Here is a 17,261-nt window from a genome sequence, read left to right as displayed (position 1 = left end):
CGATCCACCGGTTAGGAGAACCGCAATGAGCACAACCCCTCGTGTAGTCATCATCGGCGCCGGGATCGTCGGCACGAACCTGGCCGACGAACTCACCGGCCGGGGCTGGTCCCGGGTCACCGTGCTCGACCAGGGACCCCTGCCGCTCACCGGTGGCTCGACCTCGCACGCGCCGGGACTCGTCTTCCAGACCAGCCCTTCGAAGACGATGACCGCGTTCGCCGCGTACACCGTCGAAAAGCTGCTGAGCCTGGGCGAAGGCGACGAGTGGTGCTTCAACCAGGTCGGCGGTCTGGAGGTCGCGACCACGCCCGAGCGGCTCGCGGATCTGCATCGCAAGCAAGGCTGGGCGTTGTCCTGGGGAGTCCCTGCCGAAGTCGTCGACCCGGCGCGCTGCGCGGAGCTGCACCCGTTGCTGGACCGCGGAAAAGTCCTCGGCGGGCTGCACACGCCCACCGACGGGCTCGCCAAGGCGGCCAGGGCGGTGGTCGCCCTGACCCGCCGTGCCGAAGCACGCGGCGCGGTGTTCCGGGGCTCGACCCGCGTCGTCGACGTGGTGCAGCGCGACGGCCGGGTGTGCGGGGTGCGCACCGGCGCGGGAGAGCTGATCCCCGCCGACATCGTGGTCTCGTGCGCCGGGTTCTGGGGCCGCGCGCTCGGTGAGCTGGTCGGGATGCGGGTGCCGCTGCTGCCGATGGCCCACCAGTACGCCCGCACCGGACCGCTCGCCGAACTCGCCGGCGGCGACGGCGAAGCGCGGTCGCCGATCCTGCGGCATCAGGACCACGACCTCTACTACCGCGAGCACGACGACCGCCTCGGGATCGGGACCTACGCCCACCGTCCGATGCCGACCCGGCTGGCCGATCTGCCCGAGATCGACGAGCGGGACTTCGGAGAGCGGGCCATGCCGTCGATGCTGCCCTTCACCGAAGAGGATTTCGCGTCCTCGTGGGAGCACAGCAGGAATCTGCTCCCGGCGTTGAACGACGCCAAGATCGAAAGCGGGTTCAACGGGGTGTTCTCGTTCACCCCGGACAACGGCCCGCTGATCGGTGAATCGCCCGAGGTGGCGGGGTTCTGGGTCGCCGAGGCGGTCTGGGTGACGCATTCCTCCGGGGTGGCGAGGGCGGTCGCGCAGGTGCTCGTCGACGGCCGCAGCGAAGTCGAGCTGCACGGCTGCGACGTCAACCGGTTCGACGAAGTCCAGACGACCGACGCCTACGTCGACGAGACCGCGCAGCGCAACTTCGTCGAGATCTACGACGTCCTGCATCCGTTGCAGCCCAAGCTTTCCCCGCGTGACCTGAAGGTCAGCCCCTTCCACGCGAGGCAACAGGAGCTCGGCGCCTTCTTCCTCGAGGCGCATGCCTGGGAGCGGCCGCACTGGTACGAGGCCAACGCCGGGCTGGTCGAGGAACTGCCCCCGGAGTGGCGGCCGCCCGCACGCGATCCGTGGTCGGCGATGTTCCACTCGCCGATCGCCGCCGCCGAGGCGTGGAAGACCCGGACCGCGGTGGCGATGTACGACATGACCCCGCTCACCCGGATCGAGGTCTCCGGGGCGGGCGCCACCGCCTTCCTGCAGCGGCTGACGACCGGGAAGATGGACAAATCCGTCGGCTCGGTGACCTACACCCTGCTGCTCGACGAGGCGGGCGGGATCCGGTCGGATCTCACCGTGGCCAGGCTCGGCGAGGACCTCTACCAGGTGGGCGCCAACGGGAACCTGGACGTGGACTACTTCCACCGGCAGGCGGCGGGCCACCGGGGTGTGCGGATCCGCGACATCACCGTCGACACCTGCTGCGTCGGCGTCTGGGGCCCCTTGGCCCGGGACCTCGTGCAGCCGCTGAGCGACGACGACTTCTCGCACGAGGCACTCAAGTACTTCCGTTCGATCCGCACCAGCCTCGGCGGGATCCCGGTGATCGCGATGCGACTGTCCTATGTGGGCGAACTCGGCTGGGAGATCTACGCCGCCGCCGAAGACGGTGAGCGGCTCTGGGACCTGCTGTGGGAGGCGGGCCGCCCGCTCGGCGTGATCGCGGCCGGGCGCGCGGCGTTCGCCAGCCTGCGTCTGGAAAAGGGCTATCGGGCCTGGGGCACCGACATGACCACCGAACACGACCCGTACGAGGCGGGACTCGGTTTCGCGGTGGGTAAGACGAAGGCCGGGTATATCGGTCACGAAGCGATCGCCGGGCTCCGGGAAGAGCCTCCAGCCCGGCGGCTGACCTGCCTTGTCGTGGACGACGGGCGAAGCGTGGTGCTCGGTCATGAGCCCGTCCTGGTCGACGGGCGTCCGGCGGGGTACGTCACCTCGGCCGCGTTCGGCCACACGATCGGCAAGCCGATCGCCTACGCCTGGCTGCCCTCGTCCGTGGCCGAAGGCGACAAGGTGGAGATCCGGTACTTCGGGCGGGCCGTCGAGGCCACCGTCACCGCCGAACCGCTGGTCGACCCCGAGATGACCCGGATCCGCCGGTGACCGGGGACTCAGACGAGGGCGCGGATGGCCTTCTCGAAACCGGTGACGTGGTCGCGGGCGATGGTCTCGGCCCGCCCGGCGTCCCCCTTCGCGATCGCGCGCAGCAGGCCGACGTGCTCGTTGACATGCCGGTCGAAATGCGTGATCCGGTCGAGGAAGAGGCAGAAGATCCTGGTGGCGAGGTTGTTGTAGCGCACCAGGGTGTCTTCCAGGTGGGGATTGCCCGCGGCCCGGTAGGTCTCCCGGTGCACCCGCAGATCCCAGTGCATCAAGTCGGTCTTGTCCAGGCTGCGCATGTCGTTGCGCCGGATCGTCTCGGCGAGGTCGGCCAGCCTCGCCCGGGTCGCCGCGTCGGCACTTTCGGCCGCGCGCCGGGCCGCCAGCGGCTCCAGGTGCACGCGGATCTCGGAGATGTCCGCGAGATCGGTGATGTCGACCCCGGTCGCGAAGGTGCCGCGGCGGGGGTAGGAGACGACGAGCCTGTCGACCTGAAGCCGCTTGAGCGCCTCTCGCACCGGCGTCCGGCCCACGCCGAGGGATGCGGCCACCGCGCCGTCGTCGATCGGCGCCAGTGGCGGGATTTCGAGCGTGATCAGCCGGGTCTGAAGTGCGGCATAGGCACGATCGGCCAGCGAGGCGGGCTGCTCGGCGTCGTCCAGGGCGGTGCTCACCTCGTCATCCTACGCATCCTCGTGGCCTATTGATATATGAGAACAACTTCTGGAGACGCAGCCATGGCCGAGACCTTCACCCTCACACTGAGCTGTCCCGATCGGACCGGGATCATCCGCGCGGTCAGTGCCTATTTGTTCGATCAGGGTTGCGACATCGAACAACATCAGCAGTTCGACGACGCCCTCGGCGACCGGCTGTTCATGCGCACACAGGTGATCGCCCACGAGAATGCCGACCTTGACCGGCTTTCGGCGGAATTCGCCCCGGTGGCGGCCGAATTCCGGATGACCTACGAATTCAGCGGCGGGCGTGCTCCCCGGATCCTGGTGATGGTGTCGAAACTCGGGCACTGCCTCAACGATCTGATCTTCCGGTGGAGGGCGGGGAGTCTGGGCGGCGACATCGTGGCCGTGGTCTCCAATCACGAGGACCTGCGGCCCATGGCCGAGGCGGCGGGACTTCCGTACCTGCACCTCCCGGTGGACCCGGACCGGAAGATGATCGCCGAGGAACGCCTGCTCCGGCTCGTCGACGACTACGAGGCCGACCTGGTCGTCCTGGCGAGGTACATGCAGATCCTGTCCGACACCACCAGCAAGGCACTCCACGGGCGGGCGATCAACATCCATCACTCGTTCCTGCCGGGCTTCAAGGGCGCCAAGCCCTATCACCAGGCCTACGAACGGGGCGTGAAGCTGGTCGGGGCCACGGCGCACTACGTCACCTCGGATCTGGACGAGGGTCCGATCATCGAGCAGGAGGTGATCCGCATCGATCACACCCAGGATCCGCGTGCCCTGCAGACCGTCGGCCGCGACGCGGAAGCCCTCGCGCTTTCCCGGGCCGTCCGCTGGCATTGCGAGCGGAGGGTTCTGCTCAACGGCGGGAGCACCGTGGTATTTCCGTAACTTTCGGACCTTTTGTATCTTTTGGTCTTGATCTCCGCGGCATGAGCGGAACGCGAAATCGGTGATGGAACCATCGGAGTATTCCACTCGTTTCCTTTCGTGGGTTCCCGTAGCGTTACAGGCAGCTGAACAACTGTTGTCGTCGTATACGGGCAGGGGAGAAGGAATCGCGTTGAGAAGAAGACCGGTGAGGATATTTCGTGGATTCGCGGTCGCCATTTCCGTGCTGCCTGTCGCTTGGGTTCCGATTCTCGTGGGAGGGTCCGCCGCGGCCGCCTCGGAGCGGCAATGCGATCAGGCCGTCACCGTCTCGGGTAACGGTTTGCAGCGGATGGAGTCGAGGATCTGTGCGGAATACTTTCCCGGACGGGCGTCCGATGGCCGGATCGGCACGGTCGTGGCGACTCCGGATATCTCGGACTTCTGGCACCGTCGCGATGGCAGGTGGTACGGCAATCGGTCGCCCGCGCGAATCACCGCCTCGATCATCCTGATGAAGGACGGGGTCACCGTCGGGGACGGGCGGACCGTGCGCTTCTCGACGAGCGGGTCCGCCGCCGCCGGAACGGCGGTGTCCTTCCCGGTCGAGTTCGCGGGGGACTACGAGGTCGAGGCGGAGTTCAGCCTCGAAGGGGGCTACTGGGCCGCCAGGGACGGAAGCCGGATCGACGCGGCCCCTCGGTCCGTGGAGCTGATCGTCGCGGCGCCGTGATGCCGAACGGCGGCGTCCCGGGCCGGCCGAAGCGGACGCTCGTTTTCCGTGTCCCACGGTGCGGGACGATCCTCCCCCGTGCGGGTGAGCAATCAATAGGGAGTCCTTTTACTCCCATAGTGAAGAACAATTGATATTCAAAGTGCGGTTCCCGGTGGGTGTCCGCCGATCCTGGTTCGGGCACCCATCGTCGGGGGAACGATTGGTCCGCTTTGTGTCGAATCGTTGCCATGGCAGGCGATCATTGACGCAAAGGGCGAGTTTGGCACGCCTAAGAACAGGCTGAGGACACCCGAATAACGGAAGTCCGGCCTCCGGTCTTCCACTTTGGGTGCTCCGCGAAATCGTGACGGTGTGGATCTTCGGTTCGGCCGTGTCCTATGCTTCATCGGCAATGGGTAAATCCACGCCGCCGGAGATCTGAACTCGGGCTGGTGGTGCCATGTCCCGGCATTGTGGCCGGCTGTCGTTTTATCGGTAAGTAAGGGTCAGGCGTGGAGATCAAGCAAGTCTATTATTTCACCGTTCTCGCCGAAGAATTACACTTCAGCCGGGCCGCGTCGAGACTCAATATCTCCCAGCCGACGCTCAGCGGGCAGATCCGGCAACTGGAGAACGGACTGGGCACGGTCCTCATCAGCCGGACCAGCAGACGGGTCTCCCTGACCACGGCCGGTGAGATGCTGCTTTCCTACGCCCGCGCCATCCTGAATCAGATCCAGCGTGCCGAGCAGGCGATCGGCGACCTGCGCGAGGGTGTTTCGGGGCGGCTGCGGATCGGCTCCATGCCCGCCGGCGTGAACGGCCCGCTGGCGAGCCTGCTCGGCAAGCTGAGTGCGGCCGAGCCGGGCATCCTGGTGGACCTTCGTCATTACGGCGGCAGTGCCGAACAGATCAAGGCGGTGGTGGAAGAGTCGCTGGATCTCGCCTTCTTGCGGGAGCCGTCGTGCAGCCCGTCCTTGAGAGTGACGAAGGTGCTGGAAGAGTCGTTCTCGGTGTACCTCCCGAGCGATCATCGCTTCGCGGGCAGATCGGTGTTGTCCTTGAAGGACCTCCGTGAAGAGGTCTTCGTTTCGGCACCACAAGACGTCGAAATGGGTTTGCACGCACTGATCTGCAAGGCCCTCGACGGAAGGAACTTCAGTCCCAGGGTCCGCGGTCTGGCGGACAGCCCCATGGGGCAGCTCGCGATGGTCGCGGCCGGCCTCGGGGTCGCGGTGCTGGCGGATACGAACACTTCCATCCGGCGCGACGGCACGGTACGCGTTCCGCTCGTGCCGGGTGAGCTCAAAGCCTCGCTCTTCGTCGTGTACCGGAAATGGCACCAGAACAACCCGGCGATCGAGAAGTTCCTGAACTTCCTGCCGGGTGCCGTCAGGCCGTGATGAACGATAGCCCGGGCGTCGCGAACCATCGGAGATGCCGATGGGCCGGGTACTTCATCCGGCCGACTCCTTGTGGGACCGTCTTTCCCATGATCATTCAGATCGCCGCCCCCGCGAAGGCGGCGGAAATTCGGTTCGGAACGTATCCCGCTGTCGCGTCGGGTACCCGGGTGACGGCTACTTGAGCGCCTCTTCGGAGACCCCTGCCGCGATGGCTTCGATGAACTTCGACGGCGAAGTGCCGCCATCGGCCTGAAACCGGGACCAGGCCTCGGCGAAGATGTGAGTGACGATCCGTTCGAAGACGTCCTCATTCGTCGTCCTGCGGCTGATCACCTGGCAAACAGGGAGAAAGAAGCGGTCGAGGAAGACTTCGAACACGTCGAACTCCGCGGGCTCCTGGTCGAATATCCACATCGGATCGTCCACATGCACGCATTCCTTCAAGGTGCCTGATTCCACTTTCGGAGAAGTCCTGGACGGTTGACGCCCTGAAGAATACCGACCGTCTCGAAGGGTGGGCGAGTGGGAAAATCCTATTGTTCCATCGATGGCGAGAAGGGAATGCTATGGGTTGTCGTAAGTGAAAGTGTTTCGCAATTCCCGCAGGCACTGCAGGAAGCTGTCGATCTCCGGCCGGGATTCGTCCCATTTGCGATAGGCCACGTGCAGAGACGCGCGAATGTCGCCGTCGTCGAGGGGGACGATCGCGATGTCGGGACGGCCCAGCACGGTGTTGGAGTTGGCCACGACGCTGACGCCGAGTCCGGCGGCCGCCAGGCAGACATGGCCGTGGATGCTGTCGGCGTAGCCGCCGATCTTCGGTGCGAATCCGTGCCTCCGGCAGGCCGCCAAGGTGAGCTCGCGAAACCCGGTGTCCCCGCTGCTCGGCCAGATGAAGAGGGAATCGTGCAACTCGGCGAGGGAGATTCTTTCCCGTCGGCTCAAGGGATGCGTCAGTGGCAGGTACGCGGAGAAGGATTCGTCGAAGACCTTCTCGGTGGCGAGCCTCCTGCTCTGCGGGAGGGTGCGCAGCAGGGAGACGTCGAGCTCGCCGGACAGGAGCTTTCTTTCCTGTTCCAGATTGTGGTTGAAGTAGTACAGCTCGACCAGGAGTCCCGGCTTCTGTTCCTGCAGCCTGCGGAGAATCGCGGGGAGCGGGCCGTTGGCCCCGGCGGGCAGTGTCCCGACCTTCAGCCTGGTGTTCGCTCCGAGCTTCATGTCCCTGATGTGCTGCACGGTGCTGTCCGACGCCGCCAGGACGTGCTGCGCGTGCGACAGCAGGGCCTCGCCGTACTCGGTCAGGGAGACCTGACGGCTCGTGCGGTTGATCAGCACGACCTCGAGTTCGTTCTCCAGCTGCTGGATCTGCGAGCTCAACGCGGGCTGGGTGATGCCGACCCGCTGGGCGGCGCGGCTGAAGTGGAGCTCTTCGGCGACCGCGAGGAAGTACCGAAGTTGTTTGAGTTCCAAGGTCGCTCCGTACCGGTTACTTGCTCTGGAGGTCGTCTTCGATGGCGCGGACGGTCCCGAACATGGCCTCCGTCCAGGCGGACAAGCGGTCGCGCTGGAACCTGGTGGTCGGCATCGCCAGGGCGAGCGCGGCCACCGGCCCGTCCTCGGGATGCCGGAGCACGGTCCCGATCGCGGTCAGCCCGTCCTCCGTGCGCTGGTCGTTGATGGCGAAACCACGTTTGCGGACGAGGGACAGTTCGCGTTCGAATTCGCCGGGCAGTCCCGGATCGACGCGTTCGTATCGTTCGCGAAGAAGACCGGGAGGCAGGGCCGCGAGAATCGCCTTGCCACCGGAGGAGATGTGCGCGGGCATCGAACGGCCGGCACGGTCGCTCACGCGAAGAAGCCGATCGCATTCGACCGTGGCCACGAGGTGTACCTCGGTACCGCCGAGGATCATCAGGTTGGCGGTCTCGCGCACGGAGTCGACGAGGCGCCGCAGATGCGGCATGGCCGCCCGCCGCAGGGTGGCCGCCGGTGTCTCGGCGACCTTGGTGGGGCGCAGCAGTTTGCCCGCGCGGTAGCGGCGCAGCGAGTCCTGTTCGGCGAACTCGCGGTAGACGAGCATCGCGAGCAGCCGGTGCGCGGTGGAGGCCGAGACGCCGATGCGTTCGGCGGCCTCGGACACCCCGAGCGACTTCTCCTGTTGCAGCAACGTCGCCAGCAACAGGGCGTTGTCCACCGATTCGATGGCGTACGCCGGACGATTCCTCATGGCAGAAAAGCATATTCCCGATACCGGGTGAAAAAACACTGTCAACCACTCAAACAGGGGATGGAAAGGGTGCTCATGCGGCTGTGGGATAAAACACCACCCGGGGGAATCGCGAGTGGGCGAGGGCTGGATTCCGCTGTGCAGAATTCGCTCTCGGGCTGGGATTCCGCCGACCTAACGTCGGCAGCATGAACACGCAACCGGGTGCCTGCGCCAAACGCCGCCGGAGCGCGACCGTGGTGCTGATCTGCTGGGCCATGGTGGTGTTCGACGGATACGACCTCGTCGTCTACGGCACCGTCGTCCCCTCGCTGCTGGCCGATCCGGCCTGGGAGGTGACCCCGGCGACGCTCGGGCTGGTGGGCAGCCTCGCCTTTCTCGGGATGTTCGCCGGAGCGCTGGCGTCCGGCTCGCTGGCCGACCGCTGGGGCAGGCGGCGCACCGTCCTCACCAGCTTCCTGTGCTTCTCGCTCTTCACCGCGGCGTGCGCCCTCGCCACCGGGCCGCTTTCCCTCGGCGTCCTGAGGTTCCTGGCCGGGACCGGGCTCGGCGCGCTGATCCCGGCGGTGAGCGCGCTGGTGAACGAGGTGGCGGGCCTCCGGAGGCGATCGCTGATCTCGGCCGCCATGCTCTCGGGCGTCCCGGTCGGTGGCAGTGTCGCCGCCGTGCTCGGTGCGCCGGTCATCGCACTGGCGGGCTGGCCGGGGATGTTCTGGCTGGCGCTGGCCGGCCCGCTGATCGTGTTCCCGCTCGCGTTGTCGCTGCTCCCGGAATCGCCGGTGCCGCCGCGGGCGAGCCGGGCCGTGGACAAGGTCCGGGAACTGCTCGGCGACGGGCGCAGGCGCGCGGCCATCCTGTTCCCGCTGACCGCGTTCGTGACGTTGTTCAGCTGGTACGGGCTGATGACCTGGCTGCCCAAGATGATGATCGACCAGGGGTTCCGGCTGGGTTCTTCGCTGACCTTCCTGCTGGTGCTGAGCCTCGGCGCGGCCGCGGGCGCGATCGTGGTGGCCGGGTTCGCGCGGCGTTCGCCCACCGGGATGGCCTCCGTGCTGTGCGGTCTGGCTTCGGCGGCCCTGATCGGGCTGGCCGTGCTGCCCGCCGGAACACTGACCTATCCGTTGCTGCTGGTGGTCGGCGTCGGTACGCACGGGACGCAATGCCTGGTGGTGGCCGCGGTCGCCATCTACTACCGCGATGAACTCCGGGCGTCCGGCCTGGCCTGGATGCTGGGTCTCGGCAGGCTGGGCGCGGTGGCCGCCCCCGCCGTCGGCGGGGTGATCCTGGCGGCCGGGCCGGGCGTCCGGGCCTCTTTCCTGCTCTTCGCCGCGACGACGGCGGCCGGAATGGTCCTGCTCGCGTTCTCCTCCCGGCTGGACCGCACCGGCGACCTCGAAATCGTATCGACCGACGAAGGAGCCGATGTCCATGTCCGGTCCCGAACTCCGCGCTGACCTGGAGAAGCTGTACGCCGGGATCCGGCGCCGCCACCTCACTCCCTTGTGGACTCAGCGGGACGACCTCATGCCGTTCGCCCCGAGGCCCGCGGCCGTGCCCCATCTGTGGCGTTGGGCGGACCTGCTGCCGCTGGCCGAAGCCGCGGGGGAGCTGGTCCCGGTGGGCCGGGGCGGGGAACGCCGCGCGATCGCGCTGGCCAATCCGGGTCTCGCCGGAAAGCCGTACGCGACTCCGACGCTCTGGGCGGCGATCCAGTACCTGGGGGCCCGGGAGGAGGCGCCCGAACACCGGCACAGCCAGAACGCCTTCCGCTTCGTGATCGACGGCGAAGGCGTCTGGACCGTCGTCAACGGTGACCCGGTGAAGATGGCGAAGGGCGACCTGCTGCTGACACCGGGCTGGCACTTCCACGGCCACCACAACACCGGCGCCACCCCGATGGCCTGGCTCGATGGTCTCGACATCCCGTTCGCCCACGCCATGGACACGGCGTTCTTCGAGTTCGGGGCCGACCGGGTCACCGACCGGAGCACGCCGGCGACCTCGCGATCGGAACGGCTGTGGGCCTATCCCGGACTGCGGCCGCTGTCCCTGCCGCGGAACCCGCCGTCGTCACCGCTGGCCGCGTATCGCTGGGAGAACACCGATCGGGCCCTCGCCGCCCAACTCGACCTCGAAAGCGAAGGACAGCCTGGCGTCGTCGAGCCGGGCCATGCCGCCGTCCGGTGCACGAACCCGGCGACCGGCAAGGACGTGATGCCGACGATCCGGATCGAGTTCCACCGACTGCGCCCGGGGGCGGCCACCGCGCTCCGCCGCGAGGTCGGCTCCTCGGTCTGGCAGGTGTTCGGCGGAGACGGCGAGATCGAGGTCGGCCCGCACCGGTGGAACGTGGGTGCCGGCGACCTGGTCGTGGTCCCGTCCTGGGTGCCCTGGCGGATCCTCGCCCACAGCTCGCTCGACCTCTTCCGGTTCGGCGACGCGCCGATCTTCGAAAGCCTGCACCAGCACCGCACCTTCGTCACAGAGGAGTCCCAGCCATGAAGTTCGCGACGGTGAGGTTGCCCGGCGGCGCGACGGCCGCGGCCCGCATCGAGAACGGCAGCGCTTTCCTGCTCGACGCCCTCGACGTCGGCCGGATGCTCCAGGACGAGTCGTGGAGAAGGGCACGCGCCACCGGAGAAGTGCTCGACGCGACGGCACTGGACTACGCGCCGGTGATCCCGGCGCCCGGCAAGATCATCTGCGTCGGGCTGAACTACCGCTCGCATATCCGGGAGATGGGCCGGGAGTTCCCGGACTACCCGACGTTGTTCGCCAAGTACCCGGAAGCGCTGGTGGGGCCCTACGACCCGGTACGCCTGCCGCCGGACGCGCCGAAGGTCGACTGGGAGGCCGAACTCGCTTTGGTGATGGGGAAAAAGGTCCGTTGGGTGGACGTCGACGAGGCCGAAGAGGCCATCGCCGGATACACCGTCATCAACGACGTCACGATGCGCGAACACCAGTACCGGACGCCGCAATGGCTGCAGGGCAAAACCTTCGAAGGCACCGCCCCGCTCGGCCCGGTGCTGGTCACGCCGGACGAACTCGACCCGTCCGCCGAACTGACCTGCGCGCTCAACGGCGAGGTCGTCCAGCGTGCCCGCATCGACGACCTGGTGTTCTCGCCTGCCAGGCTCGTCTCCTACATCTCGGGCATCCTCACCCTGCGGCCGGGCGACATCATCGCCACCGGAACGCCGGGCGGAGTGGGCCACGCGAGCAGCCCGGCCCGGTACCTGACCGCCGGGGACGTCCTCACCACCGGTGTGGCGGGGATCGGCAGCATGGAGAACAGGGTCTCGTGAACAGGGAGACGACCCGGGCCTGGGTGCGGGACGGAACGGCGGTGTTCCTGCGGGCCGTCGGCGCGCTGACCGAGAGCGGCTTCGACGCGCCGTCGGCCTTGCCGGGCTGGCGTCGCCGGGAAGTCGTCGCCCACGTGGGCTGCAACGCGCGGGCACTGGGACGGCTCGCGTACTGGGGCCGCACCGGCGAGGTCACGCCGATGTACTCGTCACCGCGAGCGAGGGCCGAGGAAATCGAACAGGCCGCGACGGTGCCCGCGGAAGCGTTGTCCTACCTCGCCCGGCATTCGGCCGCCGACCTCGAGTCCACTTGGGACGAACTCCCCGAACGGGCCTGGGGCACCCTCGTCCGGAGCGCGACCGGACGAGAGCTCTTCGTCTCCGAGACATGCTGGCTGCGGGCGCGCGAGGTCTGGATCCACTCCGCCGATCTCGATGCCGGGATCACCTTCGCCTCGATGCCGCGGGACTTCCTCGACACCCTGATCGGTGACGTGCTCACCAGCAGGATGGCGCGAGGCGAGGAACCACCGACCCTCGTCGACGTCGCGACCGGCCGGGTCCGGCCCGGTCCGGGAGCGGACGAGGTCTTCGGTTCCGCGCCTTCCCTCGCCCGCTGGCTCACCGGCCGGGGAGACGACGGTGTCCGCCGGGCCGACGGCGGTCCATTGTGGATACCGGAGCCCTGGATCTGACCCCGCCATCCACTTTCGCCACGTTCCTGACGCCTCGGAGTATTCGATCAGTTCGCGGTGGGCGAGTGAACGTTTGAGGAACTCGAGGAGCCGTGTGACCGGCTGGGGTCGGCCGTCGTGTTTCCGGGCCGACTTTCCGTTTCAGCACGGATCACCCGGGGAACCCACGGATTGTAGTACTGGTCGCCCCAGCCCCGGCGCCGCACGACTTCGGCGAAGGGACGCCATGATTACCTCTTCGGTGACGCTACCGGCTCACCTCGACAGCGAGGCTCGCGCGGCCTCGCGTAACGACTTCGCCGATCTCGCCCGCTTGGTGCGGCGAGAACGCCTGCTCGATCGCCGATACGGCTACTACGCGGTGAAGATCAGCCTGACACTGCTGGCTCTGGCCGGAGGCTGTGTGGCGTTCGTGCTGCTCGGGGACTCGTGGTGGCAACTCGCCTCGGCGGTGTTCTTCGCGGTGATGTTCGCCCAGATCGCTTTTCTCGGCCACGACGCGGGACACAACCAGATCTTCCGCACCGGGCGGGCCAACGACCGGATCGGCTATGCCTTCGGCGGTATCGTCGGCATCAGCTACGGCTGGTGGATGGGCAAACACACCCGCCATCACGCCAGCCCCAACCACGAAGACGACGATCCCGATATCGACATCCCCCTGCTCGCCTTCACCCGGCGGCAGTCCGGTGAGAAGAGCGGGTTCGTGCGCTGGACCACGAAACATCAGGCAGCGCTGTTCTTTCCGCTGCTGTTGTTGGAAGGGCTGAGCCTGCACTGGGCGAGCATCCAGGCCGTGTGGCACGGCGACGTGAAGGCCCGCAGGCTGGAAGCGGTACTCCTGGTCGCGCACCTCGGCAGCTATCTCGGCGCGGTGTTCCTGGTGATGTCCCCGCCGGTGGCGGTCGCGTTCATCGCGGTCCACCAAGGGTTGTGGGGTGTCTACATGGGCTGCTCGTTCGCGCCCGGGCACAAGGGCATGCCCACCTATACCGACAAGACCAAGGTCGACTTCCTGCGCAAGCAGGTGCTCACCAGCCGCAACGTCCGCGGCGGCCCGTGGGTCGACTTCGCACTCGGCGGGCTGAACTACCAGATCGAGCACCACCTGTTCCCCAGCATGCCGCGCGCCAACCTGCGCCGCGCGCAGCCTCTGGTCCGTGACTTCTGTGCCACACACGAGATCGACTACGCCCAATGCGGGCTGATGACGACCTACCGGCATGTCCTGCGGCACCTGCGCGACGTCAGCGCGCCGCTCCGCGCGACCAGCTGATGATGAAGAGGGCGATTTCGACGCTGAACGATTTCCTGGACGGCGCGAGGGCTTTGGCCCTGGCGACCTCCAGGCTGCCTCTCGTGCTCACACGGGACTACTGGGCCAGTTCGGCGCTCGAATCGGTTACCGGACATCACCTCGTCGGTGTCGCCGACGGCCTGTTCGGCAGGGGCACATCGGCACTGGAGCGAGGGGCGCGTCAGGGGATGACCGTCCGCGTCGGGCGGCGACCGGTCGGGCTCGACCGGCGTTCGCTCGCCGCGGCCTTCCCCCGGGCGACAGGTCGCGTGGTGGTGTTCTTGCACGGCTTGGTCGAGACCGAACTCGGCTGGTTTCGCGGGTCCGCGCCCGAGGGCGACTTCGGAGCCCGCTTGGCGGATGACTTCGGCAGTAGCCCGGTGTACGTGCGTTACAACTCCGGGCGCCACGTCTCGGAGAACGGGGCCGAGTTGGTCGCGTTGCTCTCCAGGCTGGTGGCCGCGTGGCCGGTTCCCGTCGCCGAGATCGTCCTGATCGGACATTCGATGGGGGGCCTCGTGGCACGAAGCGCCCTGTATCAGGCACAGGAACGGAACGTGTCATGGCTGTCCGTCGTGACTCGGCTGGTGTGCCTGGGTACACCGCACAGCGGCGCGCCGCTGGAACGGCGCGTCGCGCAGTTGACGGCGCTGTTCGGCAAAACGACGGTGACCGCTCCTCTGACGAAACTGTTCGCTCTGCGCAGCAACGGCATCCAGGACCTCGCGCACGGCTACGTGCACCGACGGCAATGGGCCACCGAACCGCACCTGTCATCGACAGCCGACCCCTCGCCCTCGTTGGGCATCCGCCGCCTTTTCGTGTCAGCCACGTTGTCACGGCGGGAAGGAAGCACGTGGGGCCGGCTGATCGGCGATCTGCTCGTAACGCCCGTTCTGCCCGAGGAACTGACGGAGCCCGCCGAGATCGTCTGGCTCGGCGGGCTCAATCACTTCGCCCTGCTCCGCGACGACCTCGTGTACACGACACTCCTCGAGTGGTTGTGTGCCGACGACTACTTGAGATCCATCCCGCGCTCTTGACCGGCCGGAACCGATCACCGAGAAGAATCGAGCATCATGACTGCACCCGGACCAGAACCACAAGACGTTCCCGGCCTGGAGCCAGGCGGCTCCGTCCAGCCCGGGGACACCCCGCCGGACGCCGGACAGACCTCGGGTTTGTCCCACCCGCAACCGATTCCGTCCCGGCTGCCGGCGATCATCACGATCATCATCATTGGAGTCGTCGTCCTGGGCGTGGGCGGCTTCTTTATCGTGAGGGCCTTCGACCTGTTCTAGTCTCCGGCCGCCGGCCGATGGAGAACGCCCTGATCTTCCGTGGGTGATGTCAGTGACATCAGCGCCCCGGCGGTCACCGCGCGTCCTCTCGCTGTCGAGACTGATTCGGCGTAGCGGCCTGGGACGAAGCAGTATCGGGGTGGTCGCAGCCCTGCTGACGCAAAGCCGAGAAGGCATCGTGCAGCCGTGTGATCACCGTGGCCACCGGGATGCCGATCTGCTCGGCGACTTCCGCCGGCGTCCGACCGCGGGCGTACACCAGGACGAGGGCCTCGCGGGACTCGAGGGGAACTTCGGTCAGCAGGTGACTGCACGCCCACTGCTCGACGAGTCTGGCGGCGCACCCGGTGGAGGCGGGGCGCGGTGGTGGTTCTGATGCCCCGTCACGGGGCGTGGCGTCTCCGACCTGATCGCGCGCGTAGGTGCGTGCCATGGTCATCAAGAGGGTGAACGGTTCGCCGTGGCCGGGATCGTAGCGGGGTGCTGTGCGCCACAGCTGCAAGTACACCTCTCGGGTGGCGTCTTCGGCCGCGCTCGCGTCGGTCAGGATGCTGCGAACAAACCTGAAGACACTGTGAGAGGTGCGGTCGTATAGTTCCGCGAAGGCGGCGGTATCGCCGTGCCCTGCTCGCTGCAGCAGAATCTGACAGAGTGCCGGATTGTCGATGTCGGTCACCAGGCCGCTCCCCAATGGACGGGTAGATCTACACCGCCGGGGACTGGGGCAGCCCTTGTCGCCGCTGGATACCCCGGTGATCAGTCGTTAAACCCGTCGTGCCGGGACCATCGGGTCCCACGATGGTGGTCCAAGGCCCACCGGAAACGATGCACGATCGATTCAATCTTCAGAAACCCCTGGTGTGAGCACTGTGAGAAGCCCCCAACGGGGTTATGATGAAGGTGCGTGGGGTTCCAGACCCAGCTTCGCGTGACCGACGCCAATATCCGCAGCCGCACCGTCCGCGCTCTTGCGACGTGCGGCTTGGCGACGCGCTACCGCGAGGCCGTTGCATGCCGTGCTGGTCCCGTCCGGAGGTTCCGCGTCGTCCCGCTTCCCCGGGAGATCCTCATGACCTCTCCATTTCAGCCATCGGCGCGACTCGATCACGAACAGGCCGCCAGGGTTCTCGAGGCCTCGACCTCCGGTGACTGCCTCGGCTTCTACGCTCAGCCCGTCGTCTTCGGGCCGACGCGAGTTGTCGAGCACGCTTACTCCGCCGACCTGCTGATCTTCGCCGTGTCCGGCGAGCTGGACGTGACCACCTCCCCGTTGCTGCAACGGAATCTGAACCAGCCTTTGCCCGCCAGTACCGTGATCGACCTGGCCGGGGTCACGTTCCTCGGCGCCGCGGGGCTGCGCGTGCTCGAGACCGCCTCCGCCCGCGCGCGAGCCGAGCGCCGTCGGATCGGTCTGGTCACCGCCAGGTCGTCGGTGCTGCGGATTTTGCGGCTGTTCGCCGTCGATGTGCGGGTGCCGGTCTATCCGCGGCTGGCGGACGCGGTGCGAGAGATGGCGCGGCACTGACCCGTCCACCGCGGTCAGGCGAGTGACCGCGCAATTCCGGCCGGCCGGCAGCCGGACCTGCTGCGGGGTCCCCGCCCATCGGCGCCGGGCGGACTCAGAGCTCTGACGTGATGAGGAATGTGTAGTGCCCGTTGACGTCTTTGCGGACGTCGAGGACTTTGTCGGTCAGACGGACCCTGGTGTCGCGGGCGAGAAAAACCTGGGTGCCCGCGGTCGCGATGACGTCGTCACCCGGGGCCGGTCGGGCGGCGACCTCGACGTCCATCTTCGCCCCGTTTTCGGGGAGGCCGTCCAGGGACAGGCGCAGGCCTCCCTCGGATTGCACGTCCCCTGCCTGCACCAGCTTGGTGATCGCCTCAATGGCGGACTCGGTCACCGTGAACATCATTGATCCTGTCTGTCGTCGGATTCCGAACCGGTGGGGGCGGGCTCAGAATCGTTGTGCTGTTTCGTCGGGGTGCCGGAAAGGGATACCGTTCCGGCATCGACTGACGGGCGGATACCCCTCGGCGGTGATCTCACACATCGCACCTCTTGTCGGAGTGAATCGCTTGTGCAACGCTGTGATTTGGTCGAGCTGTCGATCTCGGCACGCGGCGCGCCGGTGGGCGGCCGTGACCGTTCCGGCTCGCGCCACCGCCCCGGTCCATGGCGGCACTCGCCCGGGAAAGCTGTGCCTCGAGGAGGCCGGTCGACATGCGTTCGTCTTCGCGAGGTTTCGCCGCGCCGTATAT

The 17,261-nt window shown here is 67.3% G+C and carries 18 protein-coding genes; 12 read left to right on the top strand and 6 right to left on the bottom strand.

Annotation, left to right across the window (positions count from 1 at the left end; translation table 11 throughout):
- Positions 1-25: 25 nt before the first annotated feature.
- Positions 26-2,491 carry a GcvT family protein gene (locus ACLJPX_RS08665; protein ID WP_410599580.1) on the top strand — a complete coding sequence of 822 codons (2,466 nt, stop codon included), beginning with the start codon at positions 26-28 and terminating at the stop codon, positions 2,489-2,491.
- Positions 2,492-2,499: 8 nt separating this feature from the next.
- On the opposite strand, the gene ACLJPX_RS08660 is transcribed toward ACLJPX_RS08665, so the two are convergent.
- Positions 2,500-3,162 carry a GntR family transcriptional regulator gene (locus ACLJPX_RS08660; protein WP_410599579.1) on the bottom strand — a complete coding sequence of 221 codons (663 nt, stop codon included), beginning with the start codon at positions 3,160-3,162 and terminating at the stop codon, positions 2,500-2,502.
- 63 nt (positions 3,163-3,225) lie between these two features.
- Between ACLJPX_RS08660 and purU the strand changes: the two genes are divergently transcribed.
- The 3 genes from purU (at position 3,226) to ACLJPX_RS08645 (ending at position 6,171) form a co-directional block, all read left to right on the top strand.
- Positions 3,226-4,074, top strand: a complete 849-nt coding sequence (gene purU, locus ACLJPX_RS08655) for a formyltetrahydrofolate deformylase (RefSeq protein ID WP_410599578.1) — start codon at positions 3,226-3,228, stop codon at positions 4,072-4,074.
- Between the two features lie 253 nt (positions 4,075-4,327).
- Positions 4,328-4,786 carry a hypothetical protein gene (locus ACLJPX_RS08650; protein ID WP_410599577.1) on the top strand — a complete coding sequence of 153 codons (459 nt, stop codon included), beginning with the start codon at positions 4,328-4,330 and terminating at the stop codon, positions 4,784-4,786.
- Positions 4,787-5,280: 494 nt separating this feature from the next.
- Complete coding sequence (locus ACLJPX_RS08645) at positions 5,281-6,171, top strand: LysR family transcriptional regulator (protein WP_410599576.1); 891 nt, start codon at positions 5,281-5,283, stop codon at positions 6,169-6,171.
- Positions 6,172-6,348: 177 nt separating this feature from the next.
- Here the strand turns inward: ACLJPX_RS08645 and ACLJPX_RS08640 are convergent, their stop codons facing one another.
- The 3 genes from ACLJPX_RS08640 to ACLJPX_RS08630 form a co-directional block, all read right to left on the bottom strand.
- The gene (locus ACLJPX_RS08640; protein ID WP_410599575.1) at positions 6,349-6,600 is read right to left on the bottom strand and encodes a hypothetical protein; all 252 of its coding nucleotides are present in this window, start codon (positions 6,598-6,600) and stop codon (positions 6,349-6,351) included.
- A 138-nt stretch (positions 6,601-6,738) separates the two neighbouring features.
- A complete protein-coding gene (locus tag ACLJPX_RS08635) occupies positions 6,739-7,644 on the bottom strand; it encodes a LysR family transcriptional regulator (RefSeq protein WP_410599574.1) in 906 nt (301 codons plus the stop codon).
- Positions 7,645-7,660: 16 nt separating this feature from the next.
- The gene (locus tag ACLJPX_RS08630; RefSeq protein WP_410599573.1) at positions 7,661-8,401 is read right to left on the bottom strand and encodes an IclR family transcriptional regulator; all 741 of its coding nucleotides are present in this window, start codon (positions 8,399-8,401) and stop codon (positions 7,661-7,663) included.
- A 188-nt stretch (positions 8,402-8,589) separates the two neighbouring features.
- Here ACLJPX_RS08630 and ACLJPX_RS08625 point away from each other — a divergent pair, with 188 nt between their 5' ends.
- From ACLJPX_RS08625 to ACLJPX_RS08595, 7 genes are all read left to right on the top strand, one after another.
- Positions 8,590-9,855 (top strand): MFS transporter, encoded by a 1,266-nt coding sequence (locus tag ACLJPX_RS08625; protein ID WP_410599572.1) that lies wholly within the window; start codon positions 8,590-8,592, stop codon positions 9,853-9,855.
- Positions 9,824-10,903, top strand: a complete 1,080-nt coding sequence (locus ACLJPX_RS08620; protein WP_410599571.1) for a cupin domain-containing protein — start codon at positions 9,824-9,826, stop codon at positions 10,901-10,903. The genes ACLJPX_RS08625 and ACLJPX_RS08620 overlap by 32 nt, the downstream gene beginning before the upstream one ends.
- Positions 10,900-11,709: a fumarylacetoacetate hydrolase family protein gene (locus ACLJPX_RS08615; protein ID WP_410599570.1), complete on the top strand. Its 810-nt coding sequence runs from the start codon at positions 10,900-10,902 to the stop codon at positions 11,707-11,709. Before ACLJPX_RS08620 ends, ACLJPX_RS08615 begins: the two co-directional genes overlap by 4 nt.
- Complete coding sequence (locus tag ACLJPX_RS08610; protein WP_410599569.1) at positions 11,706-12,404, top strand: maleylpyruvate isomerase family mycothiol-dependent enzyme; 699 nt, start codon at positions 11,706-11,708, stop codon at positions 12,402-12,404. Before ACLJPX_RS08615 ends, ACLJPX_RS08610 begins: the two co-directional genes overlap by 4 nt.
- A gap of 241 nt (positions 12,405-12,645) precedes the next feature.
- Complete coding sequence (locus ACLJPX_RS08605; RefSeq protein ID WP_410599568.1) at positions 12,646-13,680, top strand: fatty acid desaturase family protein; 1,035 nt, start codon at positions 12,646-12,648, stop codon at positions 13,678-13,680.
- Positions 13,681-13,682: 2 nt separating this feature from the next.
- Positions 13,683-14,744, top strand: coding sequence for an esterase/lipase family protein (locus tag ACLJPX_RS08600; protein WP_410599567.1), 1,062 nt, complete (start codon positions 13,683-13,685; stop codon positions 14,742-14,744).
- 36 nt (positions 14,745-14,780) lie between these two features.
- Positions 14,781-15,002 carry a DUF6480 family protein gene (locus ACLJPX_RS08595; protein ID WP_410599566.1) on the top strand — a complete coding sequence of 74 codons (222 nt, stop codon included), beginning with the start codon at positions 14,781-14,783 and terminating at the stop codon, positions 15,000-15,002.
- A 73-nt stretch (positions 15,003-15,075) separates the two neighbouring features.
- Here the strand turns inward: ACLJPX_RS08595 and ACLJPX_RS08590 are convergent, their stop codons facing one another.
- Positions 15,076-15,678, bottom strand: coding sequence for a sigma-70 family RNA polymerase sigma factor (locus ACLJPX_RS08590; RefSeq protein WP_410599565.1), 603 nt, complete (start codon positions 15,676-15,678; stop codon positions 15,076-15,078).
- A 393-nt stretch (positions 15,679-16,071) separates the two neighbouring features.
- Here ACLJPX_RS08590 and ACLJPX_RS08585 point away from each other — a divergent pair, with 393 nt between their 5' ends.
- Positions 16,072-16,527, top strand: a complete 456-nt coding sequence (locus tag ACLJPX_RS08585; protein ID WP_410599564.1) for an STAS domain-containing protein — start codon at positions 16,072-16,074, stop codon at positions 16,525-16,527.
- 94 nt (positions 16,528-16,621) lie between these two features.
- On the opposite strand, the gene ACLJPX_RS08580 is transcribed toward ACLJPX_RS08585, so the two are convergent.
- Positions 16,622-16,912 (bottom strand): iron-sulfur cluster biosynthesis protein, encoded by a 291-nt coding sequence (locus ACLJPX_RS08580; protein WP_410599563.1) that lies wholly within the window; start codon positions 16,910-16,912, stop codon positions 16,622-16,624.
- Positions 16,913-17,261: the final 349 nt, after the last annotated feature.

This window comes from Amycolatopsis sp. lyj-90, assembly GCF_046549035.1.
Lineage (GTDB): Bacteria > Actinomycetota > Actinomycetes > Mycobacteriales > Pseudonocardiaceae > Amycolatopsis.
The sequence above is the reverse complement of the archived record's forward strand: the minus strand, read 5'-3'. Positions and strand labels throughout refer to the sequence as shown.